The organism is Nocardia spumae (assembly GCF_020733635.1).
GTDB classification, from domain to species: Bacteria; Actinomycetota; Actinomycetes; order Mycobacteriales; family Mycobacteriaceae; genus Nocardia; species Nocardia spumae.
Genome location: NZ_JAJFZL010000001.1, coordinates 3505869 through 3525324 on the forward strand (window position 1 = coordinate 3505869; position 19456 = coordinate 3525324).

Sequence of the window (19456 nt, forward strand, 5' to 3'; positions counted from 1 at the left end):
AATGTGTTGGACGTCCGCCGCTGGAGTCGGCGGCTCGACAAGACCGGATGGAAGATGACCGTCTCGTATGCCTCGGTTTTCACCCCAATGGCCGCTGCGCTGCCGCCGGATACCGATGTCGATGCCATAGTGGCGGACCTGGCCGACAATCACGTCGCGGCGCCCGAGGAAACGAAGCAGGACAAACTCGCCGAGATCGCCGACCAGGCGCGGGCGCACGGCATCGATCTCGACATCGTGGTCGTGCAGGGGAATCGGGGCCGGGACTCGGACCTGCGTGACCTGGCCACCACGCTCGGCAAGTCCGAGCACGGCACCGTCGTCGTGTTCAGCGACGACTGGATCGGTACCTACAGCGATACGATCAGCCGTTCCCGGCTGGAGTGGGCCGAGGACAAGGCCAAATTCCAGGGCGGCGGTCATGCCACTACCGCCGCGCAGATCTTCGTCGATCGTCTCGAAGCGCCGGAGAAGGTGTCCTGGACCGCGATTACCGCGGTTTTGCTGGCAGGCCTGGTGGTCGTGATCGGTGGCCTGTACGTCGTGAAATCCCGCCGTGCGGCGGGCGCGCGTGCCGCGGCGCCGGAAGCAACGGCCGACCCCGCCGCTCGGTAGCGGCAGTTCGTCACCCACGCGCCGTGACGGCGTGATCCCCGGCGATGCTGGCTGATCGCCGGGGAGGTTTCGACGTCTCGAAGTGCGTATACCGGCGGGCGATATGTCCCGCTTCCGCAAACGAAACTGAACGATCGGTTTGTTTGCACTCCCGAACCCGTATTCGCGGTAGCAAATTCATGGCTACCTGAAAAATTACCCGCGTGTGATTTGTCGTCCGATGTTTCCTCTGTGAAGGAAGTGTCGTACGGTTTCGATTGACGCTTTTGGGGAAGAAGTGTCACATGGGCCTCCAGCGTCCCCCCGAGGAGGGACGGGCCGCTGGTGCTCGTGCGGCGACGCCTCGACCGGTCGCCCAGCGCAGTCCTGGCGAATCTCTTTTCCGCCCGGAGCCGCAGCGGGATCAGGGAGGTGTGATGCGAATATCGGCGAGTCGGCCCGGGGGTGCCGCGAGGGTCGCTGTGGGGTTGCTCTTAAGTGGGATCGCGCTGACGATCACAGCTCCGCTGGTGGCCGCCGTGCCGCCTCCACCGCCCAATCCGAGTGACGGCGATATCGCCGCGGCGGGGGCGCAGGTCGACGCGGGGGTAGGTCAGGTCAGCGGGCTCATCAATCAGGTCGCCACCGCCGATCAGCAGCTGGCCCAGCTCGATACCGAGGTCGCCGGTAAGCGTGAGGCCGTGAACAAGGCGCTGGTCGACCTGCAGGACGCCCGCGACGCCGCCGACGCGGCCGCGGCCACCGTCGCCGCCACCCAGCGCGATCTGCAGGCCGCGGGGACCCAGGTCGATCGGGCACAGGGCAAATTCGACGAGTTCGCGGTCGACGCCTACACCCATCCCGGCTCGACGTCGATGGTGAACTACCTGGCCGCTCCCGATCCGGCGGGCGCACTCGACCGGGCCGATCTGCTCGGGATGGCCTCGAAGAATCAGCAGTCGGCCATCGACGGCCTGCGTCGCGCGCAGGTGGAGCAGGCCAACAAGGACTCCTCGGCGCGCCAGGCGAAGAAGTCCGCGGACGCGGCAGCCGCCGAGGCCGAGCGCAAGCAGCAGCAGGCCCAGGCCGCGGTGGCCGCGGCGAAGGCCGCTCTCGACGATCAGGCTCAGAAACGCAATGCGCTGATGGCGCAGCGGGATTCGGCCCAGCAGCAACTCGACCGGGCCCGGTCGGCGGTGGCGGGCCTGCAGGGGCAGCGTGAGGCCTATCTGAGCTGGGACCGGCAGCGCCGCGCCGAGGTGGCCGCGGCCCAGGCCGCGGCCGGTGCGGCGGCCGCGCGGGCCGCGGCCGATCAGGCCGCCCGCGACCGCGCCGCGGAACTGGGCGCGGGCAGGCGCCCGCATACGCAGCTCGACAGTTCACCTCCGCCGCGCCGCTCGATGTCGACCCCCAGCCGGCCCAGCGGCAGCCGCTCGGAACTGATCGAAACCGTTGTCGATCGGGCCATGTCGCAGCTGGGCGTCACCTACTCCTGGGGCGGCGGCGACGAGGACGGCCCGACCAAGGGTATCCACGACGGCGGCGTGGCCGATTCCTACGGCGACTACGACAAGGTGGGGTTCGATTGCTCGGGCCTGATGATCTACGCCTTCGCCGGGGTGGGGATCTCCCTGCCGCACTACAGCGGCTACCAGTACACGATGGGCACCCGGGTCGATGTCGACGAGCGCGAACGGGGCGACATGCTGTTCTGGGGCTCCAACGGCAGTGAACACGTCGCGCTGTACCTGGGCGACGGCAAGATGATCGAGGCGCCGGAATCCGGTGACGTGGTGAAGATTTCACCGGTGCGCGAGGGCGGCATCATGCCGTACGCGGTGCGGCTGATCACCTAGCGGTCACTGCGCCGGGCCGATCGCCGCCCGGACGAGGTATCGCCGAATGATCTTGGCTACCATGCGAATCGGCACAAATCGTGCCGGTCCGTTCGGTAGCATGCCGAGAGCTCGGCAGTAGTTGGGGTATTGATGAGGCAGATCCTGTTCTCGGCGGCGATCGCACTCGCGGTCTCGATCACCGTGACGCCGTTGCTGATCAGGTTGTTCGCGCGCAGAAATATCGGTCAGCAGATCCGCGTCGAGGGTCCGCAGAGCCACCAGGCCAAACGTGGTACCCCGACGATGGGCGGTATCGCCATCGTGGCGGGGCTGTGGGCCGGCTATCTGGCCTCGCATCTGATCGGGCTGCGCTACGACGTCGCCGGGCCCTCGGCGTCGGGACTGCTGGTGCTCGGCCTGGCCACCGCACTGGGATTCGTGGGATTCCTCGACGATTTCATCAAGATCCGCAAACACCGCAATCTCGGCCTGACCGCGACCGGCAAATACGTCGGCCAGATCGGCGCCGCCGTGATCTTCGGTGCGCTGGCGCTGCAGTTTCCCGGCCGCACCGGCCTCACCCCGGCCGGCAGGCAGGTGTCCTACGTCCGGGACTGGCCGACGGTCTCGTTTCCGCTGGTCGTCTTTCTGCTGGCGGTCTGCTTCGTGGTCGTCGCCTGGTCCAACGCGGTCAACATCACCGACGGGCTCGACGGCCTGGCCGCGGGGTCGATGGGGTTCGCCCTGGGCGCGTACGTGATCGTCACCTTCTGGCAGTACACGAACTCCTGTGCCGCCCACGCGCTGCCGGGCTGCTACAGCGTGCGTGATCCGCTGGATCTGGCGGTGGTCTGCGCGGCCGGTGGCGCGGCCTGCATCGGCTTCCTGTGGTGGAACGCGGCCCCGGCCAAGATCTTCATGGGTGACACCGGCTCGCTGGCACTGGGTGGGCTGCTGGCAGGAATCTCGATCACCACCCGCACCGAATTGCTGATGGTGGTCGTCGGCGCGTTGTTCTTCGCCGAAATTCTGTCGGTGGCGGTGCAGATTCTGGTTTTCCGGACCACCCGCAGCCGAGTGTTCAAGATGGCGCCGTTTCATCATCATTTCGAACTCGGCGGCTGGCCCGAAACCACGGTGATCATCCGGTTCTGGCTGCTCGCCGGGATCGCCGCGGCCGTCGGGCTCGCGTTGTTCTACGCGGAATATCTGGCGGCCGTGGGCTGATCGGGCGTGCCGCCATCGGCCGTGACGCGATAATTCGGAATCAGCGCATTCCGGACATCGATAAGTGTCTCCCCCTCCGCCCGGGAGACCAGGGCAGCGACATAGTGCGAGCCCAGTTGCGGCAATCTTGCTCGATACCTGGAATAGTTGGGGCGGCACGCATAGAGACCGAAGCGAAAGCGGGGAGTTTGGTGACTTCGACGGACGATGTGAGCGCTGCGAGTGCGGTGAAGCCGACGCCGGAACCGGTGTCGGCCAGCCTGGAGCGTGACGTCGCGACCCTGGAGAAGGCGATCTACGAAGTCAAACGGGTCATCGTCGGTCAGGATCGGTTGGTCGAGCGGCTGCTCGTCGGCGTTCTGGCTCGTGGGCACGTGCTGCTCGAGGGTGTGCCCGGTATCGCCAAGACGCTGGCGGTCGAGACCTTCGCGAAGGTGGTCGGCGGCAGTTTCTCGCGTGTGCAGTTCACTCCCGACCTGGTGCCCACCGACCTCATCGGTACCCGCATCTACCGGCAGGGCCGCGAGGAGTTCGACACCGAGCTGGGCCCGGTGGTCGCGAACTTCGTGCTCGCCGACGAGATCAACCGCGCCCCGGCGAAGGTGCAGTCGGCCTTGCTCGAGGTCATGGCCGAGCGGCATGTCTCCATCGGCGGCAAGACCTACCCGATGCCCGATCCGTTCCTGGTCATGGCGACCCAGAACCCGATCGAGAGCGAGGGTGTGTACCCGCTGCCCGAGGCGCAGCGCGACCGCTTCCTGTTCAAGGTCGTCGTGGACTACCCGACGGTCGAGGAGGAACGCGAGATCATCTACCGGATGGGTGTGACCCCGCCGGAGCCCAAGCAGATTCTCGAGCCGGACGAGCTGATCCGGTTGCAGAAGCTGGCCTCGAACACCTTCGTGCACCACGCGCTGGTCGACTACGTGGTCCGCGTCATCGCCGCGACCCGCACCCCGGCCGAATTCGGCCTCGAGGATGTCGCGGGCTGGATCGCCTACGGCGCCTCGCCGCGTGCCAGCCTCGGCATCATCGCCGCCGCCCGCGCGGTGGCGCTGATTCGCGGTCGTGACTACGTGGTGCCGCAGGATGTGGTCGAGGTGGTGCCCGACGTGCTGCGCCATCGCCTGGTGCTGTCCTACGACGCACTCGCCGACGAGGTCAGCCCCGACGACGTGATCCGCCGGGTGCTACAGACCGTCGGCCTGCCGCAGGTGGCCACCCAGGCCAACACACCCACGCCGCAGAACGGCCCGGCGCCGATGCCGGCTCCCGGTCCGCAAGGCGCGGTACCGCAGCCCATTCCGCCGCATCCGGCCGGGCAACCGCAGAACGGTCAGGGCGCCGGGCAGCCACCGCGCCAGTGAGCGGGGCATCGGATTCGGTTGCGCCAGTGACGAACTCAGCACACGTCCCCGCCCACCCAGATAGTGCTCCGCCTTCGTTCCGGGCCGGTGACCTGCGCGATCCGCGCCTGTCGGCGGCTCTGAAGACGCTGGAGCTCACGGTGCGCCGCCGGCTCGACGGCGTCCTGCACGGTGATCATCTCGGCCTGATACCGGGCCCCGGGTCCGAACCCGGGGATGCCCGGATGTACCAGCCCGGTGACGACGTGCGGCAGATGGATTGGTCGGTCACCGCCCGTACCACCCATCCGCACGTGCGGCAGATGATCGCCGACCGCGAACTCGAGACGTGGCTGGTGGTCGACCTGTCGGCCAGTCTCGACTTCGGGACCGCGTTGTGCCAGAAACGCGATCTGGTGGTCGCGGCCGCCGCCGCGGTGACCCATCTGACCAGCGGCGGGGGTAACCGGATCGGCGCGGTCATCGCCAACGGCGAACGGCTGTACCGGATTCCGGCGCGCACCGGTCGGGTACACGCGCAATCGCTGCTGCGGCGCATCGCCACCACCCCGCATGCGAGCGACGGCGTCCGCGGCGATCTCCGCGGCGCCATCGAATCGTTGCGTCGGCCACAACGCAAACGCGGTCTGGCCGTTGTGATTTCGGACTTCCTCGGCGAGATCGACTGGCAGCGTTCATTGCGCGCGATCTCCGGCCGTCACGATCTGCTCGGTGTGGAGATCCTCGATCCGCTGGATCTGGATCTGCCCGATGTCGGTGATGTGGTGCTCCACGATCCCGAGACCGGCCGCACCCGCGAATTCACCGTCACCCCCACGCTGCGCGCCGATTTCGGGCGCGCGGCGGAGCAGCATCGCGAACAGGTCGAGGCGGCCTTGCGCAGCTGCGGCGCGCCGGTGATGACTCTGCGCACCGATCGTGACTGGATCGCCGACGTGGTCCGCTTCGTGTCCACCAGGCGCCACACGTTCGGCGCCCCGACCGGGCGGGTGCCCCGACAGTGAGTATTTCGCATTTCACCTCCGCGATCTGGCTGGCCTTCCTCCTCGTCGTCGCCGCGATCGCGTTGCTCTACGTGCTGGTGCAGCGCCGGCGTAAACGCCACATGCTGCGGTTCTCCAATATGGAGACCCTGGAGAAGGTGGCGCCCAAGCGGCCCAGTGCCTGGCGGCACGTGCCGGTGGCGTTGATGCTGGTAGGTCTGGTGCTGCTGACCGTCGCCGCGGCGGGTCCGCAGGCGGCGAAGAAGGTGCCGCGCAACCGGGCCACGGTCATGCTCGTGATCGACGTGTCGTTGTCGATGGAGGCCACCGATGTGCCGCCCTCGCGTATTCAGGTCGCCAAGAAGGCCGCCACCGATTTCGTCGAACACCTCACCCCGGGTATCAATCTGGGGCTGGTCACCTTCGCCGGTACCGCATCGGTACAGGTCTCGCCGACGACCAACCGCGAGGCGATGAAGGCGGCGATCAACAACATGAAACTGGCCGAGCGCACCGCCACCGGTGAGGGCATCTTCAGCGCATTGCAGGCCATCGACACGCTGGCCTCGGTGCTCGGTGGCGCCGAGACCCCGCCGCCGGCCCGGGTCGTGCTGATGTCCGACGGTAAGCAGACCGTTCCCGACGACAAGGACGTCGACAATCCCCGGCACGGATTCGTCGCGGCCCGCGTCGCCAAGCAGAAGAGCATCCCGGTCTCGACGATCTCCTTCGGTACCACCTGGGGATCGGTGGAGATTCCGGATCAGGACGGTAAGGGCTCCCAGCGGGTCCGGGTGCCGGTGGACGACGATTCGCTGCGGGAGATCGCCAAGATCTCCGGCGGCGACTTCTACACCGCCTCCACGCTGGAGGAACTCAGTGCCGTCTACGACACCCTCGACAAGCAGATCGGCTTCGAGATGCAGATGGGTGATGCCAGCAGGCCGTGGTTGCTGCTGGGGCTGCTGATGACCGCTGCGGGTGTGGTGAGCGGCTTGGTCTATCGTCAACGCCTGCCATAACGGGTACCGCGCAACCCGGCCACGACAGTCGAACTCGAACAGATAGGTTGACATTCATGTCGAACTTCACTTCCCGGTCGGTCCTGGTGACCGGCGGTAACCGGGGTATCGGTCTCGCGGTAGCCCGGCGGCTGGCCGCCGACGGGCACAAGGTGGCCGTCACCCACCGTGGATCGGGTGCGCCGGAAGGTCTGCTCGGCGTGAAATGCGATGTGACCGACGCGGATTCGATCGATGCCGCGTTCAGCGAGATCGAGGCCAAACAGGGTCCGGTCGAGGTGCTGGTGGCCAATGCCGGCATCGTGGACAACACGCTGCTCATGCGGATGAGCGAGGAACAGTTCACCCGCGTCATCGACGCCAACCTGACCGGTGCCTGGCGCTGTGCCAAGCGGGCCAACCGGGCGATGCTGCGCGCGCGGTTCGGCCGCATCATCTTCCTGGGCTCGGTCGTGGGTCAGATGGGCATTCCCGGACAGGTCAACTACGCCGCCGCCAAGGCCGGCCTGGTCGGTATGGCGCGCGCGATCACCCGTGAGATCGGCTCGCGCAACATCACCGCCAACGTGGTCGCGCCCGGATTCATCGACACCGATATGACTCGCGAGGAGATGAGCGAGGACATGCGGGAGATGGCGCTCAAGGCGATCCCCGCGGGCCGCATCGGCCAGCCGGAGGAGGTCGCCGCGGCGATCAGCTTCCTCGCCTCCGACGACGCCGCCTACATCAGCGGCGCGATCGTGCCGATCGACGGCGGTATGGGCATGGGGCACTGACCCCTTCCGCCTCACCCCACCCCAGCTTCCAGAGGAGAATTCACCACTCATGAGCGGAATCCTGGACGGGAAGACCGTCCTGATCACCGGCATCATCACCGATTCGTCGATCGCCTTCCACGCGGCCAAGGTCGCGCAGGAACAGGGCGCGAAGGTGATCATCACCGGAATTCCCGAGCGGCTGCGCCTGATCGATCGCATCGCCAAGCGGCTGCCGCAGGAGGTGCCGCCCGCCATCGGCCTCGACGTCACCAATGAGGAGAATCTGGCCGAGCTGGCCGACAAGGTGCGTGAACTCGCGCCCGAGGGCGTCGACGGCGTCCTGCACTCGATCGCCTTCGCGCCGCGCACGCTGATGGGCCCCGAGGCGTTCCCCTTCCTGGAGGGCCCGGGTCCGGACGCGGCCAAGGCGTTCGAGATCTCCGCCTGGAGCTACGCCTCGCTGGCACGGGCCGTGCTACCCGCCATGAACGAGGGCGGCTCGATCGTGGGGATGGACTTCGATCCGCGTACCGCGTTGCCGTTCTACAACTGGATGGGTGTGGCCAAGGCCGCGCTCGAGTCGGTGAACCGCTACGTGGCACGAGAAGTGGGCGAGGCCAAGCGGATTCGCTCGAATCTGGTCGCCGCCGGACCGATCAAGACGCTCGCCGCCAAAGCCATCGCGGGCACCGCGACCGATGACGCCAAGCAACTGAACATGCTCAACACCTACTGGGATGGCGCCTCGCCGATCGGCTGGGACGTCGACGACCCGACCGTGGTCGCCAAGTCGATCGTCACGCTGCTGTCGGATTGGCTTCCGGGCACCACTGGGTCGATCATCTACGTCGACGGCGGCGCCAGCCACAACACCTGGTTCCCCGAGAACTGGTCGTCGAACTAGCAGCGGGAGGTCATTCGCCGTGTCCGGGACCGTCGACGCACTGCTCCTGCTGTCCTTCGGCGGTCCCGAACGCCCCGAGGACGTGATGCCGTTCCTCGAGAACGTCACCCGGGGCCGGGGAGTGCCGCGTGAGCGCCTCGAGGAGGTCGCTCAGCACTATCTGCATTTCGGTGGGGTCTCACCCATCAACGCGCTCAACCGCGAGCTGATCACCGCCATCGAGGCCGAATTCGATGCGCGCGCACTGGATCTGCCGGTGTACTTCGGCAACCGCAATTGGCACCCGATGATCGAGGAGACCGTCGCGACCATGCGCGCCGACGGTGTCGGACACGCGCTGGTCTTTCCGACGTCGGCCTGGGGCGGGTATTCGGGGTGCCGCCAGTACGACGAGGACATCGAGCGCGCGCGGACCGCTGTACCCGGCGCACCGGAGTTGACGAAACTGCGGCAATACTTCGATCATCCACTGCTGATCGAGTCCTTCGCCGACGCCGTCCGGGCCGCGGTGGAGCGGCTTCCGGCGCGGGTCCGCGGGCGTGCGCGGCTGGTGTTCACCGCGCATTCGATTCCGGTCTCCGCCGATATCGCGGCCGGCCCGCCCGCCGACGGCGGGCATCTCTACAGCCGCCAGGTCGCCGAAGCGGCCCGATTGTGCGCCGCGGCCGCGGGTTTCGACGACTTCGACGTCGTGTGGCAGTCCCGTTCCGGACCGCCGCAGGTGCCGTGGCTGGACCCGGATATCGTCGACCACCTCGACGTGCTGTCGGGTAAGGGGGTGGACGCCGTGGTGGTGTGTCCGATCGGCTTCGTCTCCGATCACCTCGAGGTCGTGTGGGATCTGGACAACGAGGCGGCGGAGAAGGCGGCCGAACTCGGAATGGCCTTCGCCCGCGCCGCGACCCCCGGTCCGGACCCGCGCTTCGCCCGCATGGTCGCGGAGTTGGTCGACGAACATCTCGGCGCACAGCAACCTCGCCGGCTCAGCGCCGAGGTGCCCGGCTACGGCTGCACTCGCAACGGAGAGATCTGCGCTCCCGGATGCTGTGAACCGGTGCGTCGCCGACCGTAACCCCGCCGAGGGATACGCCGCCGGCAGCGATGATCCGGCAGCCGTCCGATCGGCCGCGGATCAGAAATCGAGTGCGGGCACCCGCGCGTAGACGCCCGGGAAGCCCGGTTCCGCGGCACCCTTACCCCACGAGGTGATTCCGGCGACCTTGCCGTTCACCAGCAGCGGTCCGCCACTGTCGAATTCGCCGGTGTCGGCGGCCGGCGATCCGGCACACACGGCTTCGTGCGGATCGAATTCACTCCCGTAGGCGGCGGCGCAGGCGGCGTCGGGAACCAGCGGAACCGATGCCGAGTGCAGTGCGCTGTTGGATCGATCGTCCGCGGCGGTGGCGCCCCATCCGACGATGGTGGCCGAATCTCCCTGTGGGGCGGCCACTTCCAGGGTCGGCAGGTGGACCGGCGCGGCGAGGACGACGATCGCGACGTCGTTGTGATAGCTGAGATCGGTGCCGAACAGTGACACCCGGAAGTCCGGATGGATCCGGACCTCGGAGATGCCGACGGTGACGCCGCCGTCGCCGCCGGCGTCGGTGCGCCCGAAGGTCACCGTCGTCCTGGGCAGGGTGCGCGCCAGTGCTCCGCAGTGCGCGGCGGTGAGCACCCGGTCCGGGGCGATCAGTGTGCCGGCGCAGAATTGGCCACCCGGCCGGGTGGCGTAGACGGGAGTACCGATGGCGCCCAGCCAGGGGTAGTCGGCGGCCTGGGCGGGCGCACCACCTACCACGGCGTGCGCGGCGGTGTTCTGGCTCGCCGCACAGGCGATCGCGGCGGCGGCCACGACCGCTGCCCGGCGCGAAAATTTCCTCATGACGACCTCGATGCTCCGATGACCTGTCCGGCGAAGTTCTACCGTACGACTATGACGAGCTGGACCGAATTCGCCGGCGTCGCGCCACGCGTTTCGGCGATATTCTCGCGCCGCCACGCCGCGGCCGGGAATCTCTGCTTACTGGGCACCACCCGGCGCGACGGATATCCGCGCATCAGCCCGATCGAGCCGCGGTTGTTCGAGGGGCAGCTGTGGCTGGTCGGAATGCCGGGCACGGTGAAATTCGCGGATCTGGGGCGTGACCCGCGATTCTGCCTGAACACCGCCACGGTCGATCCCGAGGTCGGCGACGGCGACGCGAAACTGTGGGGCGTGGTGTATCAGGTGGACGATGTGGATCTGCGGCGGCGCTGGGCCGACGCGCTCTACACCGATACCGGATTCGACCTGCGCGGGCAGCGCCTGGAGCCGTTCTTCGCCGCCGATATCACCGGCGCGGCCGCGGTGGAAGTCCGCGACGGCCATATGGACGTGGTGATCTGGAAACCTTCGTCCGGTGAGACGGTGGTACGTAAACATTGAGGTCATCGGCTTTTCCGGGTGTTTCCGGCGATATCTGACCTGAGATCAGCTAATCCATCGCTATTGTTCGGATGTGGACATCGCGCTGGAGTGGGACCAGCATCCGGGTACGGGTTTGCGACTGGCCGCCGAGTTGGCGGGCCGTACCGGGTTGCCCCTGCTCGAGGACATTTCCGTAGCCGACGGGACGGCGGATCTGCTGGGGGTGATCGCGGCCCGCGGTGGTGGTGAGCTGCTCGGGTGGGCGGAACTGCGCGATGCCGGTCTCGGTGAGGCGTGGGTGCAAGCGGTATCGGCGCAGCGCCTGGTGCATTCGCTGCATCTGGGCCGCGCCGACGAATCGGAACCGGATGCCGCCGAGACCGGGATGGTGTGCCGCCTGACCGCGGAGGCCGCGCGCCGGGCCGCCGCGGGCGGATATCGCGTATTGCGATGGCAGGGGACCGATATCGGTCCCTCTGGCCGGGCCGCAGTGGAACTGGGCGCGCGTAGGGTCGACGAATACGCGCGGTTGTGGGAGCTGGAGCTGGCTGTACCCGCTGCCTGGATGCCGCCGTACGACCGATTGGTGCATACCGTCGCGGAGTCGGCCGACCCACCCGGGCGCGTGCTCATCACCACGGTTCTGTCCGCGCGGCCGCGCAGCGAACCGGTCGCCACGGTCACCACCTTCGCCGGCGGCTCCGAGGCCTACATCAGTGCCGAGGACGGATTCCCGCATCACGAGGCCGACGCGGATCTGCTCACCGAGGTGTTCGGTGCGGTCGCGGCCGAACTACGAGCGATGGTGCCGTCCGTCGCGGTGCTGCGGGTGTTCGAATTCGACGACGAGACGCTGCGCGTCGCGCTGACCCGGGTCGGCATGCGGATCTGCGGTCGCTACAACGACTATGAGCTGCGCCTGCAGGGGCCGCGACGTTAGCGCGGACCGGCGGCCGCGTTGACCGCGGCCAGGCGGGCGGCGCGAATCGCGTTCCACAGCGGGCGCAGCAACGTCTCCTGAGCCTGGAGCGCGCTGGCCGAACTGGGCGAGGAGGGTGCGGTCTGCTGGGCCACGGTGAGGATGGCGGCCACATGGTCGGCGGAGTCGAGGATGCGGCGGGCGCGCAGCGGCGCGGAATCGGGATAGATGTGACGTGAGCAGTCGGCCAGTTCGGCCTCGATCAGTTCGCGGGGATCGTCGTCGCCGCCGACCGCGGTGGTGTGCAACTGCATCAGCGCCTCGGCCGCATCCCGGACCGCCTCGCGCATCGCGAATTCGGCCTCGCCCAGCGCCATATCGGGGATGGGGACCGGGACCGAGGTGTAGAAGACGGTCCATTGCAGCGAGTCCTCACCGATCCACTGCGGAACCAGTGCGACGCCGTCGCCGCCGGGGACCCCGGCGACCACGCCCTCCTCGGCATCCATTGCCGCCGTGGCGAACTCGGTGCCGGTCGGCAGTCCACGCGCATCGCCGGGAACCGGCAGCACCAGCCGCATCTGCGCCGCCGGGTCAGCCATCGCCTCGCGAATCACCTTGAGCAGCATCATGATCCCGGTGCCCGCTTCCAGCGGTTCGGCCGTGGGCCACGGCAATCCGCTGCGCCCGCCGGTGACCGGATCACCGGCGGCGACGCTGTGGTGGGCCGACCAGGCGCGTAAGGCGTCCAGTACGTCGTCGGGCGCGCTGCGGCCGGACAGCCACGAGCCTGCCCACACCGTAAGCGTGGCACTGGGAGAACACATGTGATCGAGGATAATCGCGCGGCAGAACTCGCGTGGCGCAGGTGAGCCAACAGCAGGCAAGTCTTTTCCGTCGAACCCGCCCGCGCCCGGATTTCGGTCGGTTCGCCCCGTGCCGGGGAAATGCGCTGCGGCAGACCGCATTGCCGGGTGGCAGGCGTGGGCCGGGGCCGGTCGCGCGTGTGGTCACCGGGCCCGGGGGCCCGATGGTGCGTTCAGCGCGGGGGCGACCCAGGTGGTCAGGTAGTCGCGCAGCTCGCGGCCGCGGCGGGGCGGGCGGCCCGGATCGATCACGAAGGATTGCACGATACGCAGCATGTGTTCGGCCAGCTGATCGACGTCGGCGATGCCGGCGGCGGCCCAGTCGACGGAGAAACGCCGCAGTATCGAACGGCCGAAGGCCAGAGCGGTATCGGAGGTGACCCCGGCGGAGAAGGCGCCGGTCCGGCCCGGGGTGAGCAGCAGAGCGAGGTACTTCTCCTCGGGCAGGCGTTCGAGGGTGAGGGCGATTCCCTCCACGACCGCGGTGGCGGGATCGCGGACGTCGCGGAGATGGTCGGCGAGTACATCGAGAAAGTGGTCGGTGTGCGCGATCGCGGTGGCGGTGAGCAGCGCGTCGGCGCTGGTGAAGTAGCGGTAGACGGTCTGGCGGGTGACCCCCAGATCGCGGGCCACCTCGGCGATGGTGAAGTCGCCGCCGGAGCGGTCGATCGCCGTGCGGGCCGCGGCCAGGATGCGCTCGACGGCCTCCTCGTCGTCGGCCGGCGCGGCACCCGACCATCCGTGTGTGCGCACCTGCTCGCCGACCCTTCGTTCATACCGGAACCGACCGGTCCTGTGCGCGGCCGGGCTTCTCGACCTCGCGGTGCCACGCGGACCTTGACCATACACCTGAAATGCGATGTATGGTCTCCCGTAGCTCGCCCCAGGGAAGGAATCTCCGTGACGACCACACCGCCGCGTCCGAAACAACTCGACTCACCGCTGCTGCCGAAGATCTTCAAATACGCGACGAAGGTGCAGGTCGCGGTCTATCGGCGCACCGGCGGCCGGATCGGCGGAAAGTGGCGTGTGGGAGCCGGATTCCGCAAACCCGTGCCGACCCTGCTGCTCGAACATCGTGGCCGCAAGTCCGGGGCGGTCTACACCACGCCGCTGCTCTACATCAGCGACGGCGCCGATATCGTGATCGTCGCGTCCCAGGGCGGACTGCCCAAACATCCGCAGTGGTATCACAATCTGGTCGCCGGGCCCGACGTGCACATCCAGATCGGGCGGGAACGGCGCCCGGTGCACGCCGTGACCGCCGACTCGCGCGAGCGTGCCCGGTTGTGGCCCGCGCTCGTCGCCGCCTACGCCGATTTCGACACCTACCAGGCATGGACCGAACGCGAGATCCCGGTGGTCGTCCTGCGTCCCCGCCGGTGAGTCTCCGGCCGCCGACGGGCGGCCGGCTCAGGTGACGCGGTACGCGGTGTAGCGAACCTCGTCGGCGTCGCGGACCGCGGAGGCGACGAACAGGTGGTGTTCGAGTTCGGCGAGTTCCGGGTCCGAGGTCTCGAGCCGCACACCGAGGCGGAAGTAGTACTCGCCCGGATCGACCGGCTCACCCCGCGCCAGCGCCCGCAGCACCTCCGGCGGTCCGCTGCGCACGCCGAAGGTGCGGAGGTAGACGTGCGAGCCCGCGCCGGTCAGTGCCGAGTACCGGGTGTCGATCTCGATCGCACCGTCGGGGCGCACCACCTGCCAGTCGGCACCGCCCGCGACGATGTCCGCGTCGAAGATCCCGGTGATCCGGCCGCCGACGATCGGCACCACACGGCGGTGACCGGCGCGGGTGCGGCCGTGATCCGCCAGCGGGCCCAGTCGTGCGCACACGTGGAACGCGGTGACCAAGCCGGGAACCGGCGGGGCGGTCACGGGTGACTCCACACCGGGAGGTCCAGGCGCGACGGTGCGCCCGAGTGCGAGATCTCTTGGGTGGCGCGGTGCAATATCGTTGCGGTGGCGCCGGATTCGCCCGATCCCAGGCAGGGTTCGCGCCGCTGGAGCCGGCGCGCCAGACGGTGGCGCACAGTGTTCATTCGGGGTCCTGGGGGGTGCGCTGCAGGGCTTCCCGCAGGCGCTCGAGCGCGGGCAGTGCGGCGGCCAGGGCGGCCCGGTCGCCGGGGGAGAGGGTGGCGGCCGCGTCGCAGACCAGGGCGCTGCTGGCCGCGTCGAAGCGGTCGAACAGGTCACGGGCGCGGGCGGTGGTGACGATCTCGACGCGGCGGCGATCGCCGGGGCGGGGCCGGCGTTCGATCAGGCCACCGGCCTCCATCGTGGTGAGCAGATTGCTGACGGTGGGCCGGCTCAGGCCGAGACGCTGCGCCAGCTCTCCGGAGGTGACGGCGGTACCGGGCGGCAGCGCTCGGATGATCTCGATCTGGGCGTCCGGAATCTCGGGCAGTTGTTCCGCGGCGCGGGTGGCGGTGAGCAGGGTGCGGCGCAGCGGGGAGATCACGGCCGCCAGCCGGGCCGGATCCAGGCCGCTCACAGCTGTGCTCCCGTGGTGGCGGGCGGGTGCGTGACGGCCGGGGGCGTCAGTGAGGGGCGTGAATTCAGCGCGTCCGGATGGAATCCGGCGGCCTTCTTGTATCCGGTCGCGATGGTCGTGAGCTCCTCCGCTGAGATCACTTCGTGGATGTGGGCGAATCCGTTCGGCGCGCGCTCGTGGGCCAGCACCATGACCCGCTCGGGTCCCTGCCGCCGATTGCTGAGCGCCAGAGCCGTGGTGGCGGGGCGGCGTTCGGCCTCGTAGGCCGCCAGCGCCGCCTCCACGGAGGTCGCGGTGGCGAGGTGGAAGGCGAGTGTGCGGGCGTCCAGGACGGCCTGCGATGCCCCGTTGGATCCGTTCGGATACATCGGGTGCGCCGCATCGCCCAGCAGCGTGGTCCGGCCGTGCGTCCATCGGTCGAGCGGATCCCGGTCCACCATCGGATATTCGAGTACCTCGCCGGCCGCGGCGATCAATCGGGGAATATCGAGCCACGGGAAGCGCCACGTGCGGAACAGCTCGACCACGGTCGCGGAATCGACGGCGCGGTGCCAGTCGCCCGCGGCGCCGGCGACTGCGGGCGTCCGGCGTTCGGCGACGAAATTGACCTCGTCGCCGAGCGGATAGGCGACGAACTTCTGGTCGGCGTCACCGGCCATGATCATCGTTCGGCCGTCGGCGAAAGCGGGGACCCGGGCGGTGCCGCGCCACAGTGTCAGGCCGTTCCACAGTGGCGGCCCCTCGTCCGGGCGGTGCTGACGTCGCAGGGTCGAATGGATGCCGTCGGCGCCGATGATCACCTCGGCCGCCACGTCCACGTCACCGTCCGCGGTGGCGAAGCGACCGATTCCGGAGGGTTCGGCGGCGACCAGCCGGTGTCCGAGCCGCACGGACGCCGGGCCGAGCCGATCGCGCACGGCGGCAAGCAATTCCATCTGCAACACGCCGCGGTGCACCGACAACTGCGGCCAGCGGTACCCGGCCGCGATGCCGCGGGGCTCACACCAGATCTGCTGTCCGTACCGGTTGAAATAGGCGAGGGTTTCCGGTGCCGTACCGGACGCGGCGACGCGGTCACCGAGACCGAGTTCGGTGAGCTCGCGCACAGCGTGCGGCAGCAGGTTGATGCCGACTCCCAGCGGCCGCAGCGCCTCGACGCGGTCGTACACCACGACATCGCGGAACCCGGCCGCGTGCAGACTCAACGCGGCGCTGAGGCCGCCGATACCCGCGCCGGCGATCACGATCCTCATGGCGGAACAGTTTTGCAACAAAACGAATCGCGGTCAACGGGTGCGCGATCTACGGACCGTCCGGTTCGGTGACGAAATCGATGAGTTGTTCCACCGCGCCCAGCAGCGGGGCTTCGAGGTCGCGGAAGCTGTCGACGGCGTTGTAGACCCGGCGCCAGCCGTCGGCGGGGGTGCCCCAGCCGAGGCGGCGGCATACGCCGGTTTTCCAATCCTCACCGCGCGGGACCCTGGGCCACGCGTCGATGCCGAGGGCCTGCGGGCGCACCGCCTCCCAGACGTCGATGTAGGGGTGGCCGGTGACCAGCACATGCGGTCCCAGCCCGGTGGTCAGGTTCGTCTCCTTCGAGCCGGTGACGAGGTGATCGACCAGCACGCCGACCCGGCGACCGGGTTGCGGCCGGAATTCGGCGAGGCGCTCGGCGAGATGATCGAGGCCCTCCAGATGTTCCACCACCACGCCCTCCACCCGCAGGTCGTGGCCCCACACCCGTTCGACGAGAGCGGCGTCGTGCACGCCCTCGACCCAGATCCGGCTGGCGCGGGCCACCCGGGCGCGGAGTCCCTCCACCCGGGTGGACCCCGAGGCCGAGCGGGACGGCTTCGCCGGTGCGGACGCCTGGGGCCGCACCAGGGTGACCGCCTGCCCGTCGATCAGGAAGGCCGCCTCGCGCAGGGCGAACAGCCGGATCCGGCCGCCGCCGTCCTCGAGTTTCACGAACTCGCCGTCGTAGGTTCGCTCGAAACCCACCACGGCGCCGCAGAATCCGCTGGCCGCATCCTCGGCGACCAGATCGCGCTCGGCGATCACCTGCGGCACCGCGCGTTTGCGGGTGCGAGTATGGCCGGAATAGATGTCACCGTAATCGCGCGCACTCACGCGGCCGAAACTACCTGTTTCACTTGTCCTTCGGGGGGAGGCGTGACGCTCGCGAACAGATCTCCGGGTTCGACAGTGCCTCGCCCGCATGCGATCCGGACCGTCGACCGGGTACTCGGCGCTCGACTTGTCCGTCTTAAAGGCGCGGAAAAACGGACAGGCACGGTACGGTGAAGTCGTGGCCGCAATCGTATGGCTGGTCGCGGGAATTCTGCTCGCCGCAGCCGAGATGCTCACCGGTGACTTCACGCTGCTCATGTTGGGAGGCGCGGCGCTCGTCACGGCCGGGGTCGCCGGGGTGGCCGATACTCCGGTGGTGATCGATGCCGTCGTCTTCGGTATCTCCGCGATCGCGCTGTTGTTCCTGGTTCGTCCGATGTTGTTGCGCCGCTTCGCAACTCCGCCGCCCACGCCGACCAATGTCGATGCGCTGCCGGGAAAGACGGCGAAGGTACTCGAGGCGGTGAACGAGAACAGCGGTCAGGTGAAGATCGGTGGTGAGGTGTGGAGTGCACGCCCGTTCGATCCGGCCGAGGAATATACCGAGGGTGAGACCGTCTACGTCATGAAGATCGACGGCGCGCACGCCGTCGTCTGGAAGGGGCCGTAATGGCTGTACTGATCGTCGCGATCGTCATCGTGGTGCTCGTCGCGGTGGTGGTCTTCAAGTCGATCGCGCTGGTGCCGCAGGCCGAGGCTGCGGTGATCGAGCGGCTGGGCAGATATTCGCGCACCGTCTCGGGTCAGCTGACGTTCCTGGTCCCGTTCGCCGATCGGATTCGTGCGAAGGTCGACCTCCGCGAGCGGGTCGTATCGTTCCCGCCGCAGCCGGTGATCACCCAGGACAACCTCACCGTGCAGATCGACTCGGTCGTGTACTTCCAGGTCACCAGCCCGCAGGCCGCGGTCTACGAGATCAGCAACTACATCGCCGCGGTGGAGCAGCTGACCATCACCACACTGCGCAACGTGGTCGGCGGCATGACCCTGGAAGAGACCCTGACCTCCCGCGATCAGATCAACTCGCAGCTGCGCGGGGTGCTCGACGAGGCGACCGGACGCTGGGGTCTGCGGGTGGCGCGAGTGGAGCTGAAGGCCATCGATCCGCCGCCGTCGATTCAGGAATCGATGGAGAAGCAGATGAAGGCCGACCGGGAGAAGCGGGCGATTATCTTGACCGCGGAAGGTAACCGTGAGGCTCAGATCAAGACCGCCGAGGGCGCCAAGCAGTCGCAGATCCTGGCCGCCGAGGGTTCCAAGCAGTCGGCGATCCTGTCGGCCGAAGGTGAACGGCAGAGCCGGATCCTGCGGGCTCAGGGTGAGCGCGCAGCGGCCTATCTGCAGGCGCAGGGCCAGGCCAAGGCCATCGAAAAGGTGTTCGCCGCAATCAAATCCGGTAAGCCCACCCCGGAATTGCTCGCCTACCAGTACATGCAGACGCTGCCGCTGGTGGCCAAGGGTGACGCCAACAAGGTGTGGATGGTGCCCAGCGACTTCGGCAAGGCCCTGGAAGGGTTCGCCCGCAACTTCGGCACACAGGGCGAGGACGGGGTCTTCCGGTACGAGCCGAGCCCCGACAACGATGCCGCGTCCGGGCCCGACGACGATGCCGAGGAAGTCGCCGACTGGTTCGACATCAAGACCGATCCGGCCGCCGAGCGCGCGGTGCGCGCCGCCGAGGCGGCAGCCGCGACTCCGGTCGATTCGCCACTGGCCGCACCGAATCCGCCCCGGACGCTGCCGTCGCAGAGTGCGCCCATTCCGCCCGCGCCGTCGCAGCAACAGCCGCAGCAGATGCCTCGCCCGGGTGAGGGCGAGGCCCGTCCGTGGCAGCCGCCGGAATACCCTGGGCGATAACGGGTAATCCCGTCCCAGCGATGATTCGAATGCCGATCCGCGACAATCGCGGGTCGGCATTCGACTTCCGGTGTCCGGCACCTGGACTCG

At 68.4% G+C, this 19456-nt stretch carries 21 protein-coding genes; 14 read left to right on the forward strand and 7 right to left on the reverse strand.

Annotated features, from left to right (window positions below):
• Nucleotides 1-3: 3 nt before the first annotated feature.
• The 9 genes from LKD76_RS15710 to LKD76_RS15750 all read left to right on the forward strand — a co-directional run bounded on the left by LKD76_RS15710 (nucleotide 4) and on the right by LKD76_RS15750 (nucleotide 9765).
• Nucleotides 4-615: an Rv1476 family membrane protein gene (locus LKD76_RS15710; protein ID WP_227982071.1), complete on the forward strand. Its 612-nt coding sequence runs from the start codon at nucleotides 4-6 to the stop codon at nucleotides 613-615.
• A 416-nt stretch (nucleotides 616-1031) separates the two neighbouring features.
• Nucleotides 1032-2450 carry an NlpC/P60 family protein gene (locus LKD76_RS15715; RefSeq protein WP_227982072.1) on the forward strand — a complete coding sequence of 473 codons (1419 nt, stop codon included), beginning with the start codon at nucleotides 1032-1034 and terminating at the stop codon, nucleotides 2448-2450.
• Nucleotides 2451-2582: 132 nt separating this feature from the next.
• A complete protein-coding gene (gene mraY / locus LKD76_RS15720) occupies nucleotides 2583-3659 on the forward strand; it encodes a phospho-N-acetylmuramoyl-pentapeptide-transferase (protein ID WP_227982073.1) in 1077 nt (358 codons plus the stop codon).
• A gap of 191 nt (nucleotides 3660-3850) precedes the next feature.
• Complete coding sequence (locus LKD76_RS15725; RefSeq protein WP_443678160.1) at nucleotides 3851-5026, forward strand: AAA family ATPase; 1176 nt, start codon at nucleotides 3851-3853, stop codon at nucleotides 5024-5026.
• Between the two features lie 26 nt (nucleotides 5027-5052).
• Nucleotides 5053-6030, forward strand: a complete 978-nt coding sequence (locus LKD76_RS15730; RefSeq protein WP_227982074.1) for a DUF58 domain-containing protein — start codon at nucleotides 5053-5055, stop codon at nucleotides 6028-6030.
• A complete protein-coding gene (locus LKD76_RS15735) occupies nucleotides 6027-7031 on the forward strand; it encodes a VWA domain-containing protein (protein ID WP_227982075.1) in 1005 nt (334 codons plus the stop codon). Before LKD76_RS15730 ends, LKD76_RS15735 begins: the two co-directional genes overlap by 4 nt.
• Nucleotides 7032-7087: 56 nt before the next feature.
• Nucleotides 7088-7807 carry a 3-oxoacyl-ACP reductase FabG1 gene (gene fabG1 / locus LKD76_RS15740; protein ID WP_227982076.1) on the forward strand — a complete coding sequence of 240 codons (720 nt, stop codon included), beginning with the start codon at nucleotides 7088-7090 and terminating at the stop codon, nucleotides 7805-7807.
• Between the two features lie 49 nt (nucleotides 7808-7856).
• Nucleotides 7857-8693 (forward strand): NADH-dependent enoyl-ACP reductase InhA, encoded by an 837-nt coding sequence (gene inhA, locus LKD76_RS15745; protein ID WP_227982077.1) that lies wholly within the window; start codon nucleotides 7857-7859, stop codon nucleotides 8691-8693.
• Nucleotides 8694-8712: 19 nt separating this feature from the next.
• Nucleotides 8713-9765, forward strand: coding sequence for a ferrochelatase (locus tag LKD76_RS15750; RefSeq protein ID WP_227982078.1), 1053 nt, complete (start codon nucleotides 8713-8715; stop codon nucleotides 9763-9765).
• Nucleotides 9766-9825: 60 nt separating this feature from the next.
• Here LKD76_RS15750 and LKD76_RS15755 read toward each other — a convergent pair whose 3' ends face one another.
• Nucleotides 9826-10575 (reverse strand): S1 family peptidase, encoded by a 750-nt coding sequence (locus tag LKD76_RS15755; protein ID WP_227982079.1) that lies wholly within the window; start codon nucleotides 10573-10575, stop codon nucleotides 9826-9828.
• A 51-nt stretch (nucleotides 10576-10626) separates the two neighbouring features.
• Between LKD76_RS15755 and LKD76_RS15760 the strand changes: the two genes are divergently transcribed.
• Nucleotides 10627-11118 (forward strand): pyridoxamine 5'-phosphate oxidase family protein, encoded by a 492-nt coding sequence (locus LKD76_RS15760; protein WP_227982080.1) that lies wholly within the window; start codon nucleotides 10627-10629, stop codon nucleotides 11116-11118.
• A gap of 73 nt (nucleotides 11119-11191) precedes the next feature.
• On the forward strand, nucleotides 11192-12040 hold the full coding sequence (locus LKD76_RS15765) for a hypothetical protein (RefSeq protein WP_227982081.1): 849 nt from the start codon (nucleotides 11192-11194) through the stop codon (nucleotides 12038-12040).
• Here the strand turns inward: LKD76_RS15765 and LKD76_RS15770 are convergent.
• Together LKD76_RS15770 and LKD76_RS15775 are read right to left on the reverse strand one after the other, a co-directional pair.
• On the reverse strand, nucleotides 12037-12846 hold the full coding sequence (locus LKD76_RS15770) for an Rv1486c family protein (protein ID WP_227982082.1): 810 nt from the start codon (nucleotides 12844-12846) through the stop codon (nucleotides 12037-12039). The two genes, LKD76_RS15765 and LKD76_RS15770, sit on opposite strands and share 4 nt — an antisense overlap.
• A 183-nt stretch (nucleotides 12847-13029) precedes the next feature.
• On the reverse strand, nucleotides 13030-13638 hold the full coding sequence (locus LKD76_RS15775; protein ID WP_227982083.1) for a TetR/AcrR family transcriptional regulator: 609 nt from the start codon (nucleotides 13636-13638) through the stop codon (nucleotides 13030-13032).
• A 147-nt stretch (nucleotides 13639-13785) separates the two neighbouring features.
• Here LKD76_RS15775 and LKD76_RS15780 point away from each other — a divergent pair, with 147 nt between their 5' ends.
• The gene (locus LKD76_RS15780; RefSeq protein ID WP_227982084.1) at nucleotides 13786-14271 is read left to right on the forward strand and encodes a nitroreductase family deazaflavin-dependent oxidoreductase; all 486 of its coding nucleotides are present in this window, start codon (nucleotides 13786-13788) and stop codon (nucleotides 14269-14271) included.
• 27 nt (nucleotides 14272-14298) lie between these two features.
• Here LKD76_RS15780 and LKD76_RS15785 read toward each other — a convergent pair whose 3' ends face one another.
• The 4 genes from LKD76_RS15785 to LKD76_RS15800 all read right to left on the reverse strand — a co-directional run bounded on the left by LKD76_RS15785 (nucleotide 14299) and on the right by LKD76_RS15800 (nucleotide 17509).
• Entirely contained in the window at nucleotides 14299-14763 is a 465-nt protein-coding gene (locus tag LKD76_RS15785; protein ID WP_227982085.1) for a DUF3237 domain-containing protein, read from the reverse strand.
• 160 nt (nucleotides 14764-14923) lie between these two features.
• Nucleotides 14924-15379 (reverse strand): MarR family winged helix-turn-helix transcriptional regulator, encoded by a 456-nt coding sequence (locus LKD76_RS15790; protein WP_227982086.1) that lies wholly within the window; start codon nucleotides 15377-15379, stop codon nucleotides 14924-14926.
• Nucleotides 15376-16632, reverse strand: coding sequence for a flavin-dependent oxidoreductase (locus tag LKD76_RS15795; protein ID WP_227982087.1), 1257 nt, complete (start codon nucleotides 16630-16632; stop codon nucleotides 15376-15378). Before LKD76_RS15795 ends, LKD76_RS15790 begins: the two co-directional genes overlap by 4 nt.
• A 49-nt stretch (nucleotides 16633-16681) precedes the next feature.
• Nucleotides 16682-17509 carry a DUF3097 domain-containing protein gene (locus LKD76_RS15800; protein ID WP_227982088.1) on the reverse strand — a complete coding sequence of 276 codons (828 nt, stop codon included), beginning with the start codon at nucleotides 17507-17509 and terminating at the stop codon, nucleotides 16682-16684.
• Between the two features lie 178 nt (nucleotides 17510-17687).
• Between LKD76_RS15800 and LKD76_RS15805 the strand changes: the two genes are divergently transcribed.
• Both LKD76_RS15805 and LKD76_RS15810 read left to right on the forward strand, forming a co-directional pair.
• A complete protein-coding gene (locus LKD76_RS15805; RefSeq protein ID WP_227982089.1) occupies nucleotides 17688-18119 on the forward strand; it encodes an NfeD family protein in 432 nt (143 codons plus the stop codon).
• A complete protein-coding gene (locus LKD76_RS15810; RefSeq protein ID WP_227982090.1) occupies nucleotides 18119-19366 on the forward strand; it encodes an SPFH domain-containing protein in 1248 nt (415 codons plus the stop codon). The genes LKD76_RS15805 and LKD76_RS15810 overlap by 1 nt, the downstream gene beginning before the upstream one ends.
• The last annotated feature ends 90 nt before the right edge of the window (nucleotides 19367-19456 follow it).